General features: G+C 70.3%; 19 protein-coding genes and 1 pseudogene. 6 read left to right on the forward strand and 14 right to left on the reverse strand.

Annotated elements, in window-relative coordinates:
• Positions 1-93: 93 nt before the first annotated feature.
• From ACFVZW_RS07850 to ACFVZW_RS07870, 5 genes are all read right to left on the reverse strand, one after another.
• Positions 94-1,047: an aldo/keto reductase family oxidoreductase gene (locus tag ACFVZW_RS07850; RefSeq protein ID WP_384518270.1), complete on the reverse strand. Its 954-nt coding sequence runs from the start codon at positions 1,045-1,047 to the stop codon at positions 94-96.
• A gap of 157 nt (positions 1,048-1,204) precedes the next feature.
• Positions 1,205-1,774 (reverse strand): VanZ family protein, encoded by a 570-nt coding sequence (locus ACFVZW_RS07855; protein ID WP_384518273.1) that lies wholly within the window; start codon positions 1,772-1,774, stop codon positions 1,205-1,207.
• Between the two features lie 96 nt (positions 1,775-1,870).
• On the reverse strand, positions 1,871-2,527 hold the full coding sequence (locus tag ACFVZW_RS07860) for a DUF4230 domain-containing protein (RefSeq protein ID WP_384518276.1): 657 nt from the start codon (positions 2,525-2,527) through the stop codon (positions 1,871-1,873).
• Between the two features lie 401 nt (positions 2,528-2,928).
• Positions 2,929-3,519 carry a hypothetical protein gene (locus tag ACFVZW_RS07865; protein WP_384518279.1) on the reverse strand — a complete coding sequence of 197 codons (591 nt, stop codon included), beginning with the start codon at positions 3,517-3,519 and terminating at the stop codon, positions 2,929-2,931.
• Positions 3,520-3,716: 197 nt separating this feature from the next.
• Positions 3,717-4,343, reverse strand: coding sequence for a hypothetical protein (locus ACFVZW_RS07870; protein WP_384518282.1), 627 nt, complete (start codon positions 4,341-4,343; stop codon positions 3,717-3,719).
• A gap of 242 nt (positions 4,344-4,585) precedes the next feature.
• Here ACFVZW_RS07870 and ACFVZW_RS07875 point away from each other — a divergent pair, with 242 nt between their 5' ends.
• Complete coding sequence (locus tag ACFVZW_RS07875) at positions 4,586-4,924, forward strand: YkvA family protein (protein WP_384518285.1); 339 nt, start codon at positions 4,586-4,588, stop codon at positions 4,922-4,924.
• Between the two features lie 177 nt (positions 4,925-5,101).
• On the opposite strand, the gene ACFVZW_RS07880 is transcribed toward ACFVZW_RS07875, so the two are convergent.
• Both ACFVZW_RS07880 and ACFVZW_RS07885 read right to left on the reverse strand, forming a co-directional pair.
• On the reverse strand, positions 5,102-5,596 hold the full coding sequence (locus ACFVZW_RS07880) for a flavin reductase family protein (RefSeq protein ID WP_384518287.1): 495 nt from the start codon (positions 5,594-5,596) through the stop codon (positions 5,102-5,104).
• Between the two features lie 384 nt (positions 5,597-5,980).
• Positions 5,981-7,150, reverse strand: coding sequence for a PP2C family protein-serine/threonine phosphatase (locus ACFVZW_RS07885; RefSeq protein ID WP_384518290.1), 1,170 nt, complete (start codon positions 7,148-7,150; stop codon positions 5,981-5,983).
• 611 nt (positions 7,151-7,761) lie between these two features.
• Here ACFVZW_RS07885 and ACFVZW_RS07890 point away from each other — a divergent pair.
• Positions 7,762-7,917 (forward strand): DUF6131 family protein, encoded by a 156-nt coding sequence (locus tag ACFVZW_RS07890; protein WP_384518293.1) that lies wholly within the window; start codon positions 7,762-7,764, stop codon positions 7,915-7,917.
• 267 nt (positions 7,918-8,184) lie between these two features.
• Here ACFVZW_RS07890 and ACFVZW_RS07895 read toward each other — a convergent pair whose 3' ends face one another.
• The gene (locus tag ACFVZW_RS07895; protein ID WP_384518296.1) at positions 8,185-9,489 is read right to left on the reverse strand and encodes an AI-2E family transporter; all 1,305 of its coding nucleotides are present in this window, start codon (positions 9,487-9,489) and stop codon (positions 8,185-8,187) included.
• Positions 9,490-9,806: 317 nt separating this feature from the next.
• Between ACFVZW_RS07895 and ACFVZW_RS07900 the strand changes: the two genes are divergently transcribed.
• On the forward strand, positions 9,807-10,772 hold the full coding sequence (locus tag ACFVZW_RS07900; RefSeq protein WP_384518299.1) for an LLM class F420-dependent oxidoreductase: 966 nt from the start codon (positions 9,807-9,809) through the stop codon (positions 10,770-10,772).
• 15 nt (positions 10,773-10,787) lie between these two features.
• Positions 10,788-11,456: an HAD family hydrolase gene (locus tag ACFVZW_RS07905; protein ID WP_384518301.1), complete on the forward strand. Its 669-nt coding sequence runs from the start codon at positions 10,788-10,790 to the stop codon at positions 11,454-11,456.
• A gap of 136 nt (positions 11,457-11,592) precedes the next feature.
• Here ACFVZW_RS07905 and ACFVZW_RS07910 read toward each other — a convergent pair whose 3' ends face one another.
• The 5 genes and pseudogenes from ACFVZW_RS07910 to ACFVZW_RS07930 form a co-directional block, all read right to left on the reverse strand.
• Positions 11,593-12,414, reverse strand: a complete 822-nt coding sequence (locus ACFVZW_RS07910) for a metallophosphoesterase (RefSeq protein ID WP_384518303.1) — start codon at positions 12,412-12,414, stop codon at positions 11,593-11,595.
• Positions 12,411-12,677, reverse strand: coding sequence for a BON domain-containing protein (locus ACFVZW_RS07915; RefSeq protein ID WP_384518306.1), 267 nt, complete (start codon positions 12,675-12,677; stop codon positions 12,411-12,413). The genes ACFVZW_RS07910 and ACFVZW_RS07915 overlap by 4 nt, the downstream gene beginning before the upstream one ends.
• Positions 12,664-13,344 carry a nucleotidyltransferase family protein gene (locus ACFVZW_RS07920; protein WP_384518309.1) on the reverse strand — a complete coding sequence of 227 codons (681 nt, stop codon included), beginning with the start codon at positions 13,342-13,344 and terminating at the stop codon, positions 12,664-12,666. Before ACFVZW_RS07920 ends, ACFVZW_RS07915 begins: the two co-directional genes overlap by 14 nt.
• Before the next feature lie 148 nt (positions 13,345-13,492).
• Positions 13,493-13,747, reverse strand: coding sequence for a CDGSH iron-sulfur domain-containing protein (locus ACFVZW_RS07925; protein WP_384518312.1), 255 nt, complete (start codon positions 13,745-13,747; stop codon positions 13,493-13,495).
• 246 nt (positions 13,748-13,993) lie between these two features.
• Positions 13,994-14,407: pseudogene (locus ACFVZW_RS07930) on the reverse strand (iron-containing redox enzyme family protein); the annotation flags it as partial.
• Between the two features lie 161 nt (positions 14,408-14,568).
• Here ACFVZW_RS07930 and ACFVZW_RS07935 point away from each other — a divergent pair.
• The gene (locus ACFVZW_RS07935; protein WP_384518314.1) at positions 14,569-14,784 is read left to right on the forward strand and encodes a hypothetical protein; all 216 of its coding nucleotides are present in this window, start codon (positions 14,569-14,571) and stop codon (positions 14,782-14,784) included.
• Between the two features lie 4 nt (positions 14,785-14,788).
• Entirely contained in the window at positions 14,789-15,607 is an 819-nt protein-coding gene (locus ACFVZW_RS07940) for a ribonuclease BN (RefSeq protein ID WP_384518317.1), read from the forward strand.
• A 60-nt stretch (positions 15,608-15,667) separates the two neighbouring features.
• On the opposite strand, the gene ACFVZW_RS07945 is transcribed toward ACFVZW_RS07940, so the two are convergent.
• Positions 15,668-16,069, reverse strand: a complete 402-nt coding sequence (locus ACFVZW_RS07945) for a hypothetical protein (RefSeq protein WP_384518320.1) — start codon at positions 16,067-16,069, stop codon at positions 15,668-15,670.
• Positions 16,070-16,236: the final 167 nt, after the last annotated feature.

Below are 16,236 nucleotides of genomic sequence, written 5' to 3' on the forward strand. Positions count from 1 at the left end.
CCGTCGAGGGATGGCGCCCACAGCGTCCTGTTCGCCCCTGGGCGGGCAGCGCAGGCCGTTCTTCCTAGCCCTCCGCCGGCAGGCTCGTCGTGGCTACGGCAGCGCGGCGCCGCGGGCGGAGATCCACAGGGCGTACCACTCGTCGTGGCTGAGGTCGGGCTCGCTCGTCGCGGCGTCTCGGCAGGCTCGGATGCGCTCCGGGTTCGACGTACCGATGACGGGGGCGATACGGGCCGGGTGGCGCCGCAGCCACCAGAGCACGATCGTCTCCGGCGTGGTGCCCTTGGCCTCGGCGAGCGAGGTCACGAGCGCGGCCGTGGCCGTCTCCTGCGGGGTCTGCTGTGCCCCGGTGTAGCGCCCCTGTGCCAGCGCGCCCCATGCCTGAAGCCCGATGCCGTGGGTCAGGCAGTGCTCGACGGTACCTGCGGGGAACCCGTTGGCCGCGGACTCCGGGGTGTTGACGAGGATGCCGTCCTCCAGCCAGGCGCGCTGGTGCAGGCTCATCTCCAGCTGGTTGGCCACGAGCGGCAGGTCCATATGGGCCTGGAGCCGGGCGATCTGCGCGGAGTTCATGTTCGAGACTCCGAAACGGCGGACGAGCCCCTGCCGGTGGAGCGAGGTCAGGGCGGCGCCGATGTCGGCGGGGTCGGCCAGCGGGTCGGGGCGGTGCAGGAGGAGGACGTCGAGGACGTCGGTGCGCAGCCGTTCCAGACTCTCCTCGACCCTGCGGACGATGGAGGTGCCTCGCAGGTCGTACAGGCCGGGCCGGTCTCCTTCGGCCAGGCGGATGCCGCACTTGGTCTGCAGGGTGATCCGGTCGCGCAGCCCGGCCGAGCGGGCGAGGACCTCGCCGAAGACGGCTTCCGACTTTCCGTGCCGGTAGATGTCGGCGTGGTCGAAGGCGGTGATGCCGCTGTCCAGCGCCGCCTCGACGGCTGCCTCCGCAGCGTCGATGTCGGCGGCCGTGTGGGGCTGTGCGTCCCAGCCTCCCCCCAGGCCCATGCAGCCGAAGAGGAGGCGGTGGTCGGTCTTCTCGGGCGTGGTCACCGAGTCACTTTCGCACACGTACTCGACGCGGTGCCACGGGACGGCATGCGAGGTCAGCCCCGCTTGCGTGGCCGGTACGGACCCACGGGGCCAGGGCGAACCAGTTTCCTCCAGATGAGGGAGTACGGCGGGACCGCCGTCGCCAGCCCGCCCTTGGTCAGGTGCGGCGCTGCCACCACCAGCGGCGCCCGTGCCGCGGATGCACCGCCCTGCCCATGCGGCGACCCACCAGAGCGTAGCCGAGCAGCGCGCCCGTAGTGTTGAGCAGCACGTCGTCGATGTCGAAGGCTCGCCCCGTGACCAGGGCCCCCTGGATCAGTTCGACCAGGAGCATCGTCGCCACCGTCAGCAGGGTGATCCCCACGAACCCCCGGCTACGGGGGGACACGACCGGTAGCAGCAGGCCGAACGGCACGCCCAGAAGAACGTTGCCGCCGAGCTGCTTGACGGTGTCCCGGAAGGCAGGCTGTGCGAGGTAGGCGCGGATCGAGTCCCCCGGCCGGAGGTTGGCGTGGGTGAGCATCTCCGACGCCGGCGATGGCTGGAGGGTCAGCCGGGCGAGGACGACGCCGAAGGCCACCATCGCCGCGAGGGCCAGCACGGTGACGCCGACGCGGAACAAGCGCCCGGGCCCCGCCCCTGGGGTCTTCTCCTTCCCCTTCTTCGTCTCCTTCTGCTTCTGCTGCCGCTCGGTCGTGACGCGGCGCCATCCGGTACGTGACGTCATGGCAGCCCCAACTCCGCATATTTCCAAGATGGTTGCGGGTGCCCCCGATAGCGGACCGGACACCCTTTCGACGCATGGATCCCGGGCGGGAACCGGCTATGGCGAGTACGTGACGGTGACCTGCTCGAAGCCGAGGGCGCGGAGCAGGCCTTGGAGCATCGACGTGGTGTTCTTCTCGGCCCGGAGCGTCAGGTCGCTCTCCTTGGCGGCGGCGCCGATGCGGTCGGCGGCGAGGACGTGGACGGCGTGCTCGTCGGCCGGGTTGTCGGAGAACAGGTCGCCCAGTCGGTCGACCAGGCCGCGCTGCTTCGAGACGGTGTAGGAGCGCTTGGGGTCCACGGACGGCTCGGCGAGCTGCGCATGCGGCAGACGGAGGGTGGCAGCGCTGCGCTTCTCGTCGACGGTCACGCTGCCCCGGCCGATGCCGCCGAAGTCGACGTACGCGGCCACGCTGCCGCTCGCGACGAAGAGCGTGCGAGTCCCGCGGATCGAGTCGGGCAGCAGCCGGGCGTCCTTCTCGAGGTCGACCACGACCTGGTAGTTGCCGGCAGCGCCCTCGTACCGGTGCATGTCCTGGATGGACTTCAGCACCGCCGGACCGGAACGGTCCCGCGTGTCGACGCCGAACACGTCGTCCAGTCCCGGCACGTGGACGAACCGCCCCAGGAGGAAGAGGACCAGGGACAGCACGACGAGCACGACGGCGACAGCAGGCCACCTGCGCGGGGCCCTTCCTTCTGCGTCTGCTTCCATGTGTTACGGGTGCCCCGCGAGCGGGTCATCACTCCCAACCAGTCTCGTTCTGGGGTTGGTTGGGAGCCACTCCAGGGATGCGCCGACCGTCGGCTGCTCTGCAGTGTTGCCCGTCAAACGCGCCAGAAGCCCCGCCGGAAGGAACTCTGACGGGGCCCCTCTGGAGACCACGCGTGGGGCGGGTGCGGTGGACGCCGCTGGTGCCGTACGGATGACCGCGGCGGCGTCTTCCTCGATCCGGGCGCCCGGCAACGACGGCATGCGGCGCACTAGGCGTGTCTGGGCTGGCCCGGCCGGACCGGGTCCGGTCGGCGCGAGTGCGCGGGTTCCGCGGCCCGTCATCGCAGAAGCCCCCCATGGGGTCCAGGGGGCTTCTGCGCGCTGCGGTGGGTGGTACCGGGTCACGCCCTGAGCAGCCGCTCCGTCACCTCGCGGTAGGTCCGCAGGGTGAGCCGGAGCTGCTCGGTGTCGGGGCCCGGCCCATCCGGATCGCCGTTCTCCTGCCAGCCCGCCCGCAACGCGGTGCGGCGGTCCCTCAGGGAGGCGATGAGCTGTTGCTCCGCCGCGGCGAGGACCTCGGCCGCCTCGGCGACCGAGTCGTGGGGCGAGTCGACGAACCCTGCGAGCGCGTGGTGCAGACGCTGTCCGAGGCGGTCGCGTTCGCCATCGCCGAGCAGCTGTCCGGCAGGGCCTCCGTCGCCGCCGGCGGCGGGCCCGTGACCCGTACCGGATACAGAGCCGCCCCTACCGTTGACGTCGTACTCACCACGGTCGCCGTGGTCCGGACTGCGACCGTCGCCGGAAGCGTGGCCGTCGCCCGGCCGGCCCGTCGTGTCCCGTCCGCGCGGCGCGGCGGGGGGCGCGGCGGGAGCGTTCGTACGGCTCCCGCCGCTCCGGCCCGTGGCACCGGGGTCCTCGGACGGGCGGGCGGGCTCTGGCGCCTGCGGCAGAGGCTTCGCCGGAGGCGGGGTGGGCGGCGGGGACGCGCTCACCGGCGGTGCGGTGGGTGGTGTCGCTGGATGGCCGGTGCGCTGGGCGGGCACGGCCGCGGCAGGGGCTCCCCCGGTTCCGCCGGACGCCGGCCCGCCGGCGCCGCCCGCCGCGCCCGGGGCCCTCTGGGGCGCGGATTCACGCCGCGCTTCTCCATCGGCACCACCGGCTGTCCACTGGTCCCGGTCCTCGCGTCCCATCACGCGCCACTTCCCGGCCTGAGGAGATGCCCGCGGTGTCGCCCGGACACCGAGCGTGCTCGGGCATCCCCGTTGCCGGTCGAATCCCCGGCCGCCGTCAGGTCCTCGAACAGGGCACGTGCGTGAACCAGCGCCTCCCGCAGCTCCTCGGTGGAGGCGGACTTGGAGTGCACCGCACGGCGTACCGTGCGCAGGCCCTCCACGTGGTGCGGATGGTGTACCGACAGGGCGGCGAGCTGCTCCTCGCGCCGATCGGGATCCGGGAAGCCCCGGGTCGCGGCGATCCGCGTGAGGAACTCGTCGGCGTCGGCGACGGCCTGCCGTGGCGCGTCGACGAAGCGCTCCTGGAGCATGGTCCACTGAGCGGCGTAGTGCTCGCGGATCTCCGGCTCCAGCGGCAGAGGGCGGATGCCGCCGTGCCGCTCGACCCGCTCGCGCAGGTCCTGGTGGGCGGACTCGCTGTCGCCGCCGTGCCGTTCGAGGGTGCGGTCGTACTCGGGGCCGAAGCGTCGCTTGAGGGAGCGCGTGCCGCTGCCCGTGCCCGTGCGGGCCCGGAGCAGGACACCGGCCGCCGCTAGCGCGGCGACCGTCGCCACGATGATGAGAACTGCGGTCAGGGTCGACATGACTGCCTTCCTGGATAGTGACTCCTGGCTGGCTGTTCGTCACTGCTTGCTGGGCGCCTGTCGGTTCGGCTTGCCGCTTCTCAGGCGGTCAAACCCGGCGCACGCCAGTGTCACCGGTGCGGCGGGCGGAGAGACCGCCGCCGGGTACGGCCGATGAGGCCGGACAGCGGGCCTGGCGTCGTAACCTGGAACCTCCGCGGACGATAGGCGCGGCCGGGACGTTACAGGGGTAGGAGAGCAGCATGGACAGCGCCCTCTGGCTCATCGTGGCCGTGGTTCTCGTGCTCGTGGTGGCGGGATTCGCGGCCGTTCTGCTCGTACGCGTCTTCCAGGCTCGCAGGCTGCTGGTCGACGCCGGCGTCCCGTTGCAGCACAAGGCCCTGTTCTGGGCGGCGGTGGTGTACACGGTCTCGCCGATCGACCTGATCCCGGACCCGGTCTACCTGGACGACATCGGTGTACTCCTGGTCGCCCTGCGGGCGCTGCATGCGGCGGCAGCCGGGAGCGGGGCGGACTCCAAGAGACTGCAGGCGGGCTCGGAAGCCTCGACCAGCCGTCCGTCGAGAGTGCCGCCCCAGTAGCGGTGGGTTCCGGCGGCGGCCTGCGCCGCCGGTCCCCCGACGACCCGGAGCATCGGCCTTAACGGCCCTGCCATTCGCCGGAGCGTCCACTGCGTGGACTGAAAGCATCAGGGTCGCCGTGGTCGACATTGCGTACGCATGAGAGGAAAGGCGACCGTGCCGGACAGTCATCCGGTCTCAGGCCGGATGACCGGGCGAGAAGTGGGTGACGTCGCTGAGGCGCAGGAGATCGGTCCGGTCGGCTACAGGTGGCGCGGAACCTTCGGCGACCGGAGCGAGCAGGAAGCCGACGTGGTCTCCACCGTCCCACCGGGTCTCCACCCGGCCGACGAACCATGCGCATGCGTCGGAGAGTACGGGTACGCCGCCGGGCCCAGGCGTCCAGTCAACCCGGGCGAACTTGTCGATCTCGTCGCCGGTCTCCTCTCCGAACAGCCGCGCGGTCTCCATCCGCGTACGCCTCAGAACGTGCACCGCCAGGTGGGAGGAGCGACAGGCCACGCCATAGGTGTGGTTCTTCCGGGACAGCCACACCGTGAAGCGCGCCGGGTGGATCGAGGACTGCGAAGCGAACCCCACGACGCACCCTGCGCGCTCGCCGTCAGCGGCCACAGCCGTCACCAGGTGCACGGGGAGATCGAGCGCCTCCGTGAAGGCATCCAGACCCGACATGGGCGGCTCCCCTTTCATGGGATTCAGTCACGACCCCTCGACCGCGTGCGGCCCACACACGGGAACGCGCAGTCTCCCGGCCTTCAAGATCCCACCCGTATCCCGGAGTGCTGCGTGAGGCACGCCGGGTCCCTTCCAGAACGAACCGCAGGCCGACACGGCCGGCGAACTCGACGACCGAGCAGTGCGCGTCGAGGATCCAAGGCCCGGGTGTCCGGGGTGTCACGCAGGTCGATGCCTGTGACGCGCGAGGTGATGCCTGTGACGAGTGGGATCCCGAGCTCCTGGGTCTGAGGCGAGCGTTGGAGATCGGAGCACCGCTTCCTCAGCGCTCTGCATGACACACGCTCGCACTCCGGCGGGCCGCCGGGAGCAGCCCCGGTCTCAGTGGGTGGGGTGCCATTCCGCGAGGAGGATGGTGGCGTCGTCGTTGAGGTGATGGCTCTGGTGCGTCAGGAGGTTCTCGATCAGGCGGCGGAGGGCTTCAGGTGCGGGGTCGCCTGCCGCCATGGAGCGGATGATCGTGTCGGCGAGGCGGGTTTCACCGAACAGCTGATTGTCGGTCGAACGTGCTTCGGTGACGCCGTCACTGTAGAGAAGGACACGGTCGCCGGGTTCCAACCGCGTCCGGTGCTGCGCCGGGGCCGATTCGGCGTGGAATCCGAAGCCAAGGGGAAGCTGTACAGGTCTTTCCAGAGCATCGGTCAGCACATGACCGTCGCGGATCAGCAAGGGCGCGGGGTGGCCGCAGTTGACCCAGGTGAGCTCTCCCCGCACGGTGTCGAGTTCGGCGATGATCCCGGTCATGAGGCGGTTCGGGATCCACTGGGCGAGGGTGCGGTCGATGGTTCTGGCGATGTCCGGCAAGGTGCCGCCGGAGCGGCGGGTGGATCGGCAGGCTGCCAGGCCGACCGCGCTCGCGCCGCCGGAGGCCAGGTCGTGGCCCATGGCGTCCAGGAGTGCCAGGTGCAGGCGTCCGTTGGTGAATCCGTGGTCGAAGGCGTCGCCGCCGATGTCGTAGGCCGGCTCCAGCACAGCGGTCGACGTGGCCTCTCTGGTCCCGATCGTTCTCGGCGGCAGGAACGCCCACAGAAGTTCGGCCTGGAGCGTCATGGAGCGGCTGCGACCTCGTGTGATGAGAAGGTCGTTGTGGGTGGTCTTGGAGATGACCAGCAGCGTGGCCAGGCTTGCCAGGGCCTTGCAGGAGTCCAACCAGCCGGCATCCAGTCCTGGGCCCGCTTCCATGACTCCGACGCGCTCGATCCCGTCGTTCAGCGGCAGCCAGGCGGTGGTGCCGTCGCTGCCCAACTGCACCCGCTGGGTGCGGTAGGCCAGGCCGGCCAGTGAGCCGTCGATGGCGAGTCTGTCGCCGTCGCCCGCCGCCGAGGGATCCGACCGCCGGCCCGCACTCTCGCGAACGGGGAGCACCACCAGCCCCGCCTGCTGTACGTCGGCCACGTACACGCGCGCCCTTGTGGCCCCCAGGCGCCGCGCGGCCTCATCGATCAGGACGGGCAGTTCACCGGCGGACGCGTCGTGCGACCGCTCCAGCACCCAGGCCAGAACGGGACCCAGCCCACTCCCCGTCGGCTCGTCAGCTTTCACCGCAGGATCGCTCCAGGCAGGCCGCTACAGCACAGCGACAGTTCACAGAAACGCCCTCAGTTCGGACGGTACGGACACGACCATCTTCGTCACCTGTCAGGGCTGAGACCTCCCGACACGTCGAACATCGACCGAGGTGCTGGGCTGAGGCCACGACGGGGGCGTGGCGACTTGGGCGGGCGTCGCACGGCCGAAGCACGAACGCTGCGGGCAGCAATCTGATCTTGAGCGTGGAGCATCCTGGCGGCTGGTCCCGACGTGTCGCGGCAGTCGATTGCCGGGAAGGGAGGGGACGGGAAGGGCTCGGCGATCCTACGGAGTTCGGAGATGCCGGGCCATCGGCCTCCGGCGGGGGACGACCTGACAATCTCCGGATCGTGCGGAGCTCCATGCGCCCGGCCGGCCACCGTGGCGTCCTGACCCGAAGCCGGGATGACACATAGAACAGCGGGATGCGGGCAGTCGCTGCGCACGGGTGGCGGAACGTTACCGGCTTCGCCGCCCGCCGTCTGCAGTGGCCTCGCCACGAGCCTGGCCCCAACGAGAAACCGAGGCACACCATGCTCCTCGTCGGAGTCATTCTCCTCATCATCGGACTCCTCACCGGCATCGCCATCCTCTGGACCATCGGGATCGTCCTGGTCGTCGTCGGCGCCGTCCTGTGGATCCTCGGATCCGTCGGACACGCGGTCGGAGGCCGCCGACACTACTGGTGAGCCGACCAGTGCATGCCGCGCTCCCACCCGTACAGTGCCCAGGCGACCGCACTTGGGGGAGCGCGGCGGCGAACTTCGCTGTGACCCATCCTGTGCCCGCGACGTGGGCTGGTGGACGGTACGGAAGCGGTGACTCCCGCGTGAGTTCCCGGCCCTCGGTGTCGACGAACCGGCGGGGCACGCCGTACGTTCCGCCGCCCGCCCGCCGGCCCGGAGCCCGCCGCGGACGTCCCGCCACGAAGGTCAGCCCGTCAGCCTCCTCAATGGTCACTGGTCTGCGCCCTCCTCCGTGTCCGCCTCCTGCTCCCCGCCCGGAGCCACTTGGGAGTGCGCCGCGTCCGGCACGGTCCCAGCAGGATGGGCGCGGAGGTATGCGACGACGGTGTTGCCCACGGCGACGAGCGGGACCGCCACCACGGCCCCGCCGATACCCGCGACGATGCCGCCGGTCGCGACGGCCAGGACGACCGCCAGTGGGTGGACCCGCACAGCCCTGCCCAGGATGAACGGCTGCAGCACGTGCCCTTCGATCTGCTGCACCAGGAGGACGACCATCAGCGCCATCAGCGCCGTGAAGACGCCCTCGGTGACGAGCGCGACGACGACAGCGAGCGCCCCGGAGACGACGGCGCCGACGAGGGGCACGAAGGAGGACAGGAAGATCACCACGCCGATGGGAACGGCGAGCGGCACGCCGAGGAAGTGGATTCCCACGCCGATGAAGACGGCGTCGATCATGGCAACGATCATGGTGCCCCGCACGTATGCGGTGAGGGTCCGCCAGGCGCGCGGGCCGGCGCCGGCGACACCGGGGCGTGCCGCGGCGGGGACCAGCTTGAGCGACCACAGCCAGATGCGCTTGCCGTCGTACAGCAGGAAGAGGGTGGCGAACATGGCCAGCAACAGCCCGGTGATCACCTCCACCAGCACGGTCACGCCTTGGAGCCCGGCGGACGTGATCTCACTCGTGCTGTTGCCGATGGTGTCGCTCAGGGCTTCGGCAATGTCGTTGATCTGTTTCTCCGTGACGTGGAGCGGGCTGTCCAGCAACCATTGCTTGAGTTCGTCGATGCCTTCCTGAACGCGCTCGGAGAGGTTTCCGAGGTTGTCGAGCACCTGCCAGACAACAAACCATCCGACCAGTCCGAGCAGCACGAATCCGCAGGTCGCCGTCGACGCCGTCGCCGCACCACGGGAGAGTCCGTGACGGTGCAGCCGGGCGACCGTCGGCTGGAGCAGCGCGGTGACCAGAAGGGCGACCACGAAGGCGAGCACGACCAGCCGTACCGCTCCGATGACCCGCATCAGCACCCAGAGGGTGGCCGCGAGCACCAGGAACCGCCAACCGGCCTCCGCGGCCACCCGAACGGCCCAGGGCACCGAAGCCGCGGCACTCGGGGGCCTCGGCCCGCCATCGCGTCGCAGCTCCGGAGGAAGCGACTCGTCCCACGCTCCGTCGTCCTCGGCTTCCCGTTGGGCCCGGAGCCGCGCTCGACGCTCGCCGAAGGCGGAGGCACTCCGCTTCGCACGTCCGAGCCATCCGCGCGGGCCGGGCTGTCGAGGTCGGTCCACTCCGGAGAACCTCCGAGTCGTGTGTGCGGAAGAGCTCCTCCCAGGCTGGCGCGTACTCCGCCCACCGGCACGTCGGGCGCCGCCTGATCGCGCCGGCGTCGTGATCAGCCCGGCCAGGTGCCGGTGAGGCGGCGGGGGGCGCCGGCGAGGATCGCGCCGTGAACAACTGCGACGAGCAGACTCTCGCCACGGACGGCCGAGCACACGCCCCCTCGACGACTCGTCCGAGTGAGGGGCGATTCAACGCCGGTCCGCCGCGTGCCTAGGTGCGGATTACGGAGGGTTTCATTGCGGCAGATTACGGCAAGGCGCCTCATATGGTACGAATCGGCTACACCATGATGACCGAGCAGGCCGGTCCTCAAGAGCTGGTGTCGCATGTCGTCGGAGCAGAGCGTGTGGGCTTCGACTTCTCCGTCATCTCCGACCACTCGTTCCCCTGGCTCGACTCCCAGGGGCATGCGCCGTACGCGTGGAGCGTTCTGGGCGCGGCGGCGCAGGCGACGTCACGCATCCCTCTGATGACGTTCGTGACCTGCCCGACCTTCCGCTACCACCCCGCGGTGATCGCGCAGAAGGCCGCGACGATGCAGGTGCTGTGCGACGGCCGCTTCCGCCTCGGCCTCGGCTCCGGCGAGAACCTGAACGAACACATCGTCGGGCCCGGCTGGCCGGCCGCCCACGTCCGGCTGGAGATGCTGGAGGAGGCTGTGGGCATCATTCGCGGGCTGTTCGACGGCGGGTACGTCACTCATCACGGCATGCATCTCGACGTGGAGAACGCCAAGCTCTGGGACCTTCCCCCCACACCGCCTCCGATCGGCATCGCCGTCTCCGGAGAGCGGTCCTGCGAGCTGGCGGGCCGCCGCGCGGACGTACTGATCGCCACTGAGCCCGAGAAGGACCTGCTGAGCGCGTTCGCGACGCACGGTGGCGCCGGCAAGCCGTGCATCGGGCAGCTCCCGGTCTGCTACGACCCCGACCGCGCCGCGGCGGTGGCTCGGGCACACGAGCAGTTCCGCTGGGCCCTCGGCGGCTGGGAGGTCAATGCCGAGCTGCCCGGCCCGGCGGGCTTCGCGGGAGCCACGGCGCACACGCGTCCCGAGGACGTCGCCGAGGCGATTCCCTGCGGCGACGATGTGCAAGCCTTTGTCGAGGCCGTGCACCCTTATGTCGAAGCCGGGTTCACCGAGGTCGCCCTGGTCCAGATCGGGGGCGACCACCAAGCCCCGTTCCTGGACTGGGCGGAGACGAAGCTGCTGCCCGCCCTGCGCGAGGTGTGAGGTGAGGGAGTCGAGATGAGCCGCGCAGCGTTGTTCGATGTCGATGGCACCCTCACGGACACCAACCATCTGCATGTCACCGCGTGGTGGGAGGCCCTGCGGCAGGCGGGGCACGCCGTCCCGATGCACGCCATCCATCGTGCCGTCGGTCTTCCCGGCGAGGATCTGCTCGATCATGTCCTGGGTGAGGGCCGTGATCGTTCGGAGGACGATCGCCTGACTGCCGCACATGACACCCTCTACGCCACGTACTTCGACCGACTTCCCGCACTGGACTCGGCCTCCGAACTGCTGCGGGTTCTCGCGCGGCAGGGCTGGACAGTCCTGCTCGTCACCTCCGCCAAGGACAACGAGCTCAGAGCCCTGCGCCGTGCCATCGACGCCGACGACGCGATCTCGGATACGGCCACCGCCGATGACGTCGAGGACGGCAAACCCGCACCCGAACCGGTCGAGCAGGCCCTGGAGTCGGCGCGGGTATCGCCCGAGCGGGCGGTGTTCGTCGGCGACACGGTGTGGGACATGAAGGCCGCCACGGCGGCCGGTGTGACGTGCGTGGGACTGCTGTGCGGCGGGATCCCCCGCCACGACCTGGAAGAGGCAGGCGCCGCCGCCGTCTACCGAGATCCTGCCGAGCTGCTGCAGCGACTCGGCGAGAGCCCCTTCTCGTCGGTGACGCCCTGAATCATCTCCGAGGCGGGCCTCTACGGCGGGGTGATCGATGGGAGGTACACGAAGTCGGGGGAGCCGGGCGGCGGCGACGAACGCGCTCGATACCCGTGCTGACGACACCATCGTGTGCGGCGGACAGCCTCCTCAGTCACCGGATGCCTCGGACACGACCGCTCGCAGGCACAGGCTCGCTCAGCCGATCGAGTGGCAGGTCGTAGAGTGCGAAGGCCCGGTCGATGACCGGCTGGGCCACGTTGCGGACACGGACGCCGCCCGCCGTCGTGCCGTGCTCCGCGCCGAGGTGCGCGTGGCCGTGGACGGCGAGGTCCGCTCCCGCCGCGTCGATGGCCTCCGCGAGCAGATAGCTCCCGAGGAAGGGATAGATCTCCAGCGGCTCGCCCGCCAAGGTGTCCGGCACCGGAGAGAAGTGCGTCAGTGCGATCCGTATCCGGCACCCGCCGGCCGCCAGCCCCGCGAGCGCGTGCCGGAGCCCGTCCGCAGCCAGCCGGGTCGTACGGACGAAGGCCTTCATCTCCGGCTCGCCGAATTCACCCGCACTGCGGCCCGCGAATCCTCCGCAGAAGCCCTTCACCCCGGCGATGCCCACGGTGTACTCCCCCACCGTCACTCGCGTGGCGCGCCCTTCGAGGACGGCTACCCCGGCCGCCTCCAGTGTGCGCGTGACGCCTGCCGCCTGGTCCGCGTCGTAGTCGTGATTCCCGAGCACCGCCACCACCGGCACCCCGAGATGGCGCACCTCCTCGGCCACCACCTCCGCCTCGGCGACCGTGCCGTGCCGCGTCAGGTCCCCCGCCAGCAGCAGGACATCGGCACACTCCGGCAGTGTCTCGAAGGCGGGACGGAGCAGTCCGCTGCAGTCGGGGCCGAGGTGGATGTCGCCGACGGCCGCTACCCGTACGACGTCACGCACTGCCTGAGCCGCGGCCGTCGCCGCGCCGTGGCCGGTCACGGAATCTCCTCGTGCCGGGCGGGGGGTTCGGCGCCCGCGACAACGAGATCGGCGCGGACGGGCAGGCCCGCGAACTCGGCGTGCGCCAGGCGTAGGATCTCGCCACGCCGCTCGGCGGTCTGCACCGTGCCGGTGAGCAGCACCGTTCCGCCCCGCAGTTCGACGCGTACGCCGAGCTCTCCGAGGTCCTCCTTCGCGAGCCGCTCCCGCAGATGCGCGATCCGGTACTCGACCGGGTACGCCCCCTGGTCACCGAGTGTCATCGTCACCCCTCTGCTTGTGGGGAGCGGCCACCGGAATGACATCGAGCAGTTCCAGCAGGTACAGGAACGCCGCCGCCATCGCTGCGTCGCCGGTCTCGCGGCGTACCCGGTCCCAATCGACCTTCTCCCGCAGACCACGCGCCAGCGGCAGCAGCGCGCCGAAGTCGCAGTGATGCTCGGAGAGCGCCGCAAGTCGGCTGGTCATCATGTCGGTCGGGGCCAGGACAGGCATGTGGACGGAGTCCACGGGCAGGTGCTCCGCCCGGTCGAGGAGTTCGCTGGTGACCGGGCGGCCGGCCAGCGCGAAGATCAGATCGATGTCCTCCCCGCCCGCGCGGGCCTTGATCAGCCAGTCCTCGGCCGGGGCGACGATCTGCACACCCTCCCGCTCCAGCAGCTGGACGACCGTGTCGGCGTCCTCTCGCCGCAGGGCGAAGTCGGTGTCGTGCTGGAGCGGGACGGGAATGCCGTGCGCGTACGCGGCGACGCTACCGACAAGCGCGAACGGGCATCCCGAGGTCTTGAGCAAGGAGCCGATCGCCTTGGTGGTCTCCAGAATGGCCTGCGTGTGGTCGGCCGGCAGCGCTTCATGGGCCCCAGAACCCGGCCGGACCGACCGGGCAGTCGGATCGGAAGCAGGCCGTTCCCAGGCATCCGTGAGATTCATTGCGCGTTCCTCTCACCGCGGAACAAGCGACTACCCACGTACCCGGCATACATCCACGCTCCCGGGAGCGCCTCCAGGGCCTACCGCTTTCGTTGACCACTCCTTCTCCGGCTGTCGTGCGGTCGACTCCACGGAGTGACGCACGAACTCAGGAGTCGGGATTCGACGCCTCGTCGCCTGCTCCCTCGGTTCTCGACGGTCCTGGCCGTGTCCGGCGCCGGTGGCTGGTGTCGCACCAGGAATGGTGACGGCTGCGGCGGCATGTGCAGAGCGCAACGCAGAACCGGTCCGACGTGACGCGGGTGCCGTCTTCCAGAACGACTTCGACCGGACCTTCCATGAGCATCGGCCCGTCCGCCTGGGCAGTGATGCGACACACGCTCTCAGCGGGTTCGTTCGGCACGGATGACCACCAGCTCCTCCGACTCGTCACCTGACTACACAAGGGCCTGGCTGCACAACCACGATCGCCTGGACCTGAGGACGGGACCGAATCGCACCGCTGCCCGCTCCAGGGTCTCGGCCCTCAATCCGGCCGCCCGCAAGCCCGCAAGGGTAGGGGCCTCTCCGCTCAGCGCGGAGTGCACGAGAAGGAGCACACCGCCGGCCCGCAGCAGGCGAGGCACTTCCTGGCAGATTCGATCGAGAATCAGCCGACCGTCACGCCCGGCCTCCCACGCCCGCGCTGAGCCTCGATGGGGAGAGCGTCGAGCGGGCCGGGGACGTACGGAGGGTTGCTGACGACCAGGTCGAAGGTGCGTACCGCGACCGGCATCGTCAGGTCACCACGCAGGACGCGGATCCGCTTCCGTGCCAGCCGTGCCAAGGCGATGTCGGCCTCCAGGTGGGGCTCGTCCTCGAAGAGCCCTGCGATGACCTCTCGCCGGACGACCTGCTCGTGAACAGCGTCGGCCTCGACGTGCTCGGCGTAGAAGAACTCCGCCGCTCGGCCTGCTACGGTGCGCCGCATCGCCGCGGCCAGGCGAGCGGATCCGGGCGAGGAGGTGATCTCCACGGCCGCGAAGTGGCCGATGAGGCAGCCCCGCAGCGCACGGTGTCTGCCGGGGGACGTACTGCTGACGCCCGTTGCCGCTCGGACACGATTCCACGCGCTACGCCTGCGGCCTGCTGGGGCCTTCTGCGCGGAACCGTTTCGGACAGGTAGCGAGGGGGCAGCCACGCCGCGTGGGGCCGTATCCGAAAACGATCAAGGGAGCCGCCCCCATGTCGACTGGGACGCTTTCGGCCATCACCGTGATGGTGGTCGCCCTGAGAGCGGTGGCCACGGATCGCACCATGCAGCGGCGCCGTCGACTCGTCACCTCGCTCATCCAGGCTCGCGGGTACCCAACGGAGAAACTCGGCCAGCCGGCACGGCACCTCTCCGTCGAGTACGGCCGCACCCTGCTGCACTACCGGCAGCGGCCCGGGCTCCGATAAGACGATGACCACCGATCCTGCAAGGCGATGGTCCCCGTTCGGTCGGACACGCAGCGTGATCCGCCGATCGCGGGCCGGGCACCGGTGGGGGCGGATCAGCGATCTGGAGCTGTGGCAACGTTCGCTGGGCTTCGCTGCGCTCGGTTTCCTCACGCTGGTACCGCTGCTGATCGTCGTGTCGGCCGCGGATACGGCGGGTGGGAGGGGGTTCGCTCAGTGGCTGGGGGACGGACTCGGCGTATCGGCGGCCGCCAGGGACGAGATCGAGCGGTTGTTCGCTCTGCCGGGACGGGTGTTGCGGACCACGACGGCGTTCAGCCTCGCCCTGCTCACGGTGTTCGGTCTCTCGTTCGGCACAGTGGTGCAGAGCGGCTACGAGAAGGCCTGGGATCTGCCCCCGGCCCGCTGGCGGGCGAGGTGGCGGCATGTGGTGTGGCTGGCAGTCCTCATCGGGGTGCTCTACCTGTTCGCGGTCACATCCTTGTGGCGCGACCCGGCTCGTGGTGTCGTCGTGGTGAGCGGCATCCTGTTCTTCTGGTGGTCCCACCGGCTGCTGCTCGGCGGCCGGGTCTCTTGGCTCGCCCTGCTGCCCGGAGCGGTGTCCACCATGCTGGGACTGCTCGGACTGCGAATCTTCTCCCGGCTCGTCTTCTCTCCACTGATCGCATCGAGCGCCGTCACCTACGGCCCGTTCGGTGCGTTCCTCGTCATCGAGACATGGCTCGTCGCCGTGGGCGTGGTCGTCTTCGGCGGTGCGCTGGCCGGCCGGATGATCGACGATGAACTGCCCCGCATGACGCATGCGCTGAAACGGCGACGGTGATTCGGGCGCGCGTCGTGGCGCAGATTCAGAACTCCGCCGCGGCGAGGGGGTGACCGAGCCTCAAAGAGCGTTCTGTTCCGGCGGGGCGTTCGGGCCTCGTCGGCGGGACCGTATGAAGCGCACCAGGTGCGTGATGCCGTAGCCGAGCAGCCAGGGCAACACCGTGATGCCTCCGATGTACACGACCAGGTAGCCGAGGAAGTCCTCCAGGTTCGCCGGCGGATCCAGGCCGCCGTCCACCCGTCGCGGCCGCTCCCACCTGCTCAGTGGGAAGGTCATGAGGATCGCCGAGGTCAGCACCGGTGTCAGCGGGACCAGCACCGACCACAGCCGAGGCCGTCGACCGGGCGCCGAGGCGCACCACACCCCCAGCGAGACCATGGCGAACGGCCCGAACAGCACCCACAACAGGGTCGGGAGCATGAGCAGCGCCCACCACTCGTCCGTGTACCCGAACATCATCGGCGTCGCCCCCCTGCTTCGCCCGCCCCTCGGGGGCGTTTTCTCCCCCGTCGCGTCGATGTCAACCTACCGCCGACGGTCCCCCCACAGCATCCGGGTTTCGCGCCTGCGCGTGGCCGCCCGGTCAGGGTGCTCGATCCGGAGGTGCGGGATCCGGGGGCGATTGC

The sequence above is a fragment of the Streptomyces sp. NPDC059567 genome, assembly GCF_042735655.1.
GTDB lineage: Bacteria > Actinomycetota > Actinomycetes > Streptomycetales > Streptomycetaceae > Streptomyces.

What these genes read in the sequence shown, in the direction of transcription:
- ACFVZW_RS07855 (WP_384518273.1), bottom strand. Translation starts at nt 1,774, where the DNA reads ATGACGTCACGTACCGGATGGCGCCGCGTCACGACCGAGCGGCAGCAG.
- ACFVZW_RS07860 (WP_384518276.1), bottom strand. Translation starts at nt 2,527, where the DNA reads ATGGAAGCAGACGCAGAAGGAAGGGCCCCGCGCAGGTGGCCTGCTGTC.
- ACFVZW_RS07870 (WP_384518282.1), bottom strand. Translation starts at nt 4,343, where the DNA reads ATGTCGACCCTGACCGCAGTTCTCATCATCGTGGCGACGGTCGCCGCG.
- ACFVZW_RS07875 (WP_384518285.1), top strand. Translation starts at nt 4,586, where the DNA reads ATGGACAGCGCCCTCTGGCTCATCGTGGCCGTGGTTCTCGTGCTCGTG.
- ACFVZW_RS07880 (WP_384518287.1), bottom strand. Translation starts at nt 5,596, where the DNA reads ATGTCGGGTCTGGATGCCTTCACGGAGGCGCTCGATCTCCCCGTGCAC.
- ACFVZW_RS07890 (WP_384518293.1), top strand. Translation starts at nt 7,762, where the DNA reads ATGCTCCTCGTCGGAGTCATTCTCCTCATCATCGGACTCCTCACCGGC.
- ACFVZW_RS07900 (WP_384518299.1), top strand. Translation starts at nt 9,807, where the DNA reads ATGGTACGAATCGGCTACACCATGATGACCGAGCAGGCCGGTCCTCAA.
- ACFVZW_RS07905 (WP_384518301.1), top strand. Translation starts at nt 10,788, where the DNA reads ATGAGCCGCGCAGCGTTGTTCGATGTCGATGGCACCCTCACGGACACC.
- ACFVZW_RS07915 (WP_384518306.1), bottom strand. Translation starts at nt 12,677, where the DNA reads ATGACACTCGGTGACCAGGGGGCGTACCCGGTCGAGTACCGGATCGCG.
- ACFVZW_RS07920 (WP_384518309.1), bottom strand. Translation starts at nt 13,344, where the DNA reads ATGAATCTCACGGATGCCTGGGAACGGCCTGCTTCCGATCCGACTGCC.
- ACFVZW_RS07935 (WP_384518314.1), top strand. Translation starts at nt 14,569, where the DNA reads ATGTCGACTGGGACGCTTTCGGCCATCACCGTGATGGTGGTCGCCCTG.
- ACFVZW_RS07940 (WP_384518317.1), top strand. Translation starts at nt 14,789, where the DNA reads ATGACCACCGATCCTGCAAGGCGATGGTCCCCGTTCGGTCGGACACGC.
- ACFVZW_RS07945 (WP_384518320.1), bottom strand. Translation starts at nt 16,069, where the DNA reads ATGATGTTCGGGTACACGGACGAGTGGTGGGCGCTGCTCATGCTCCCG.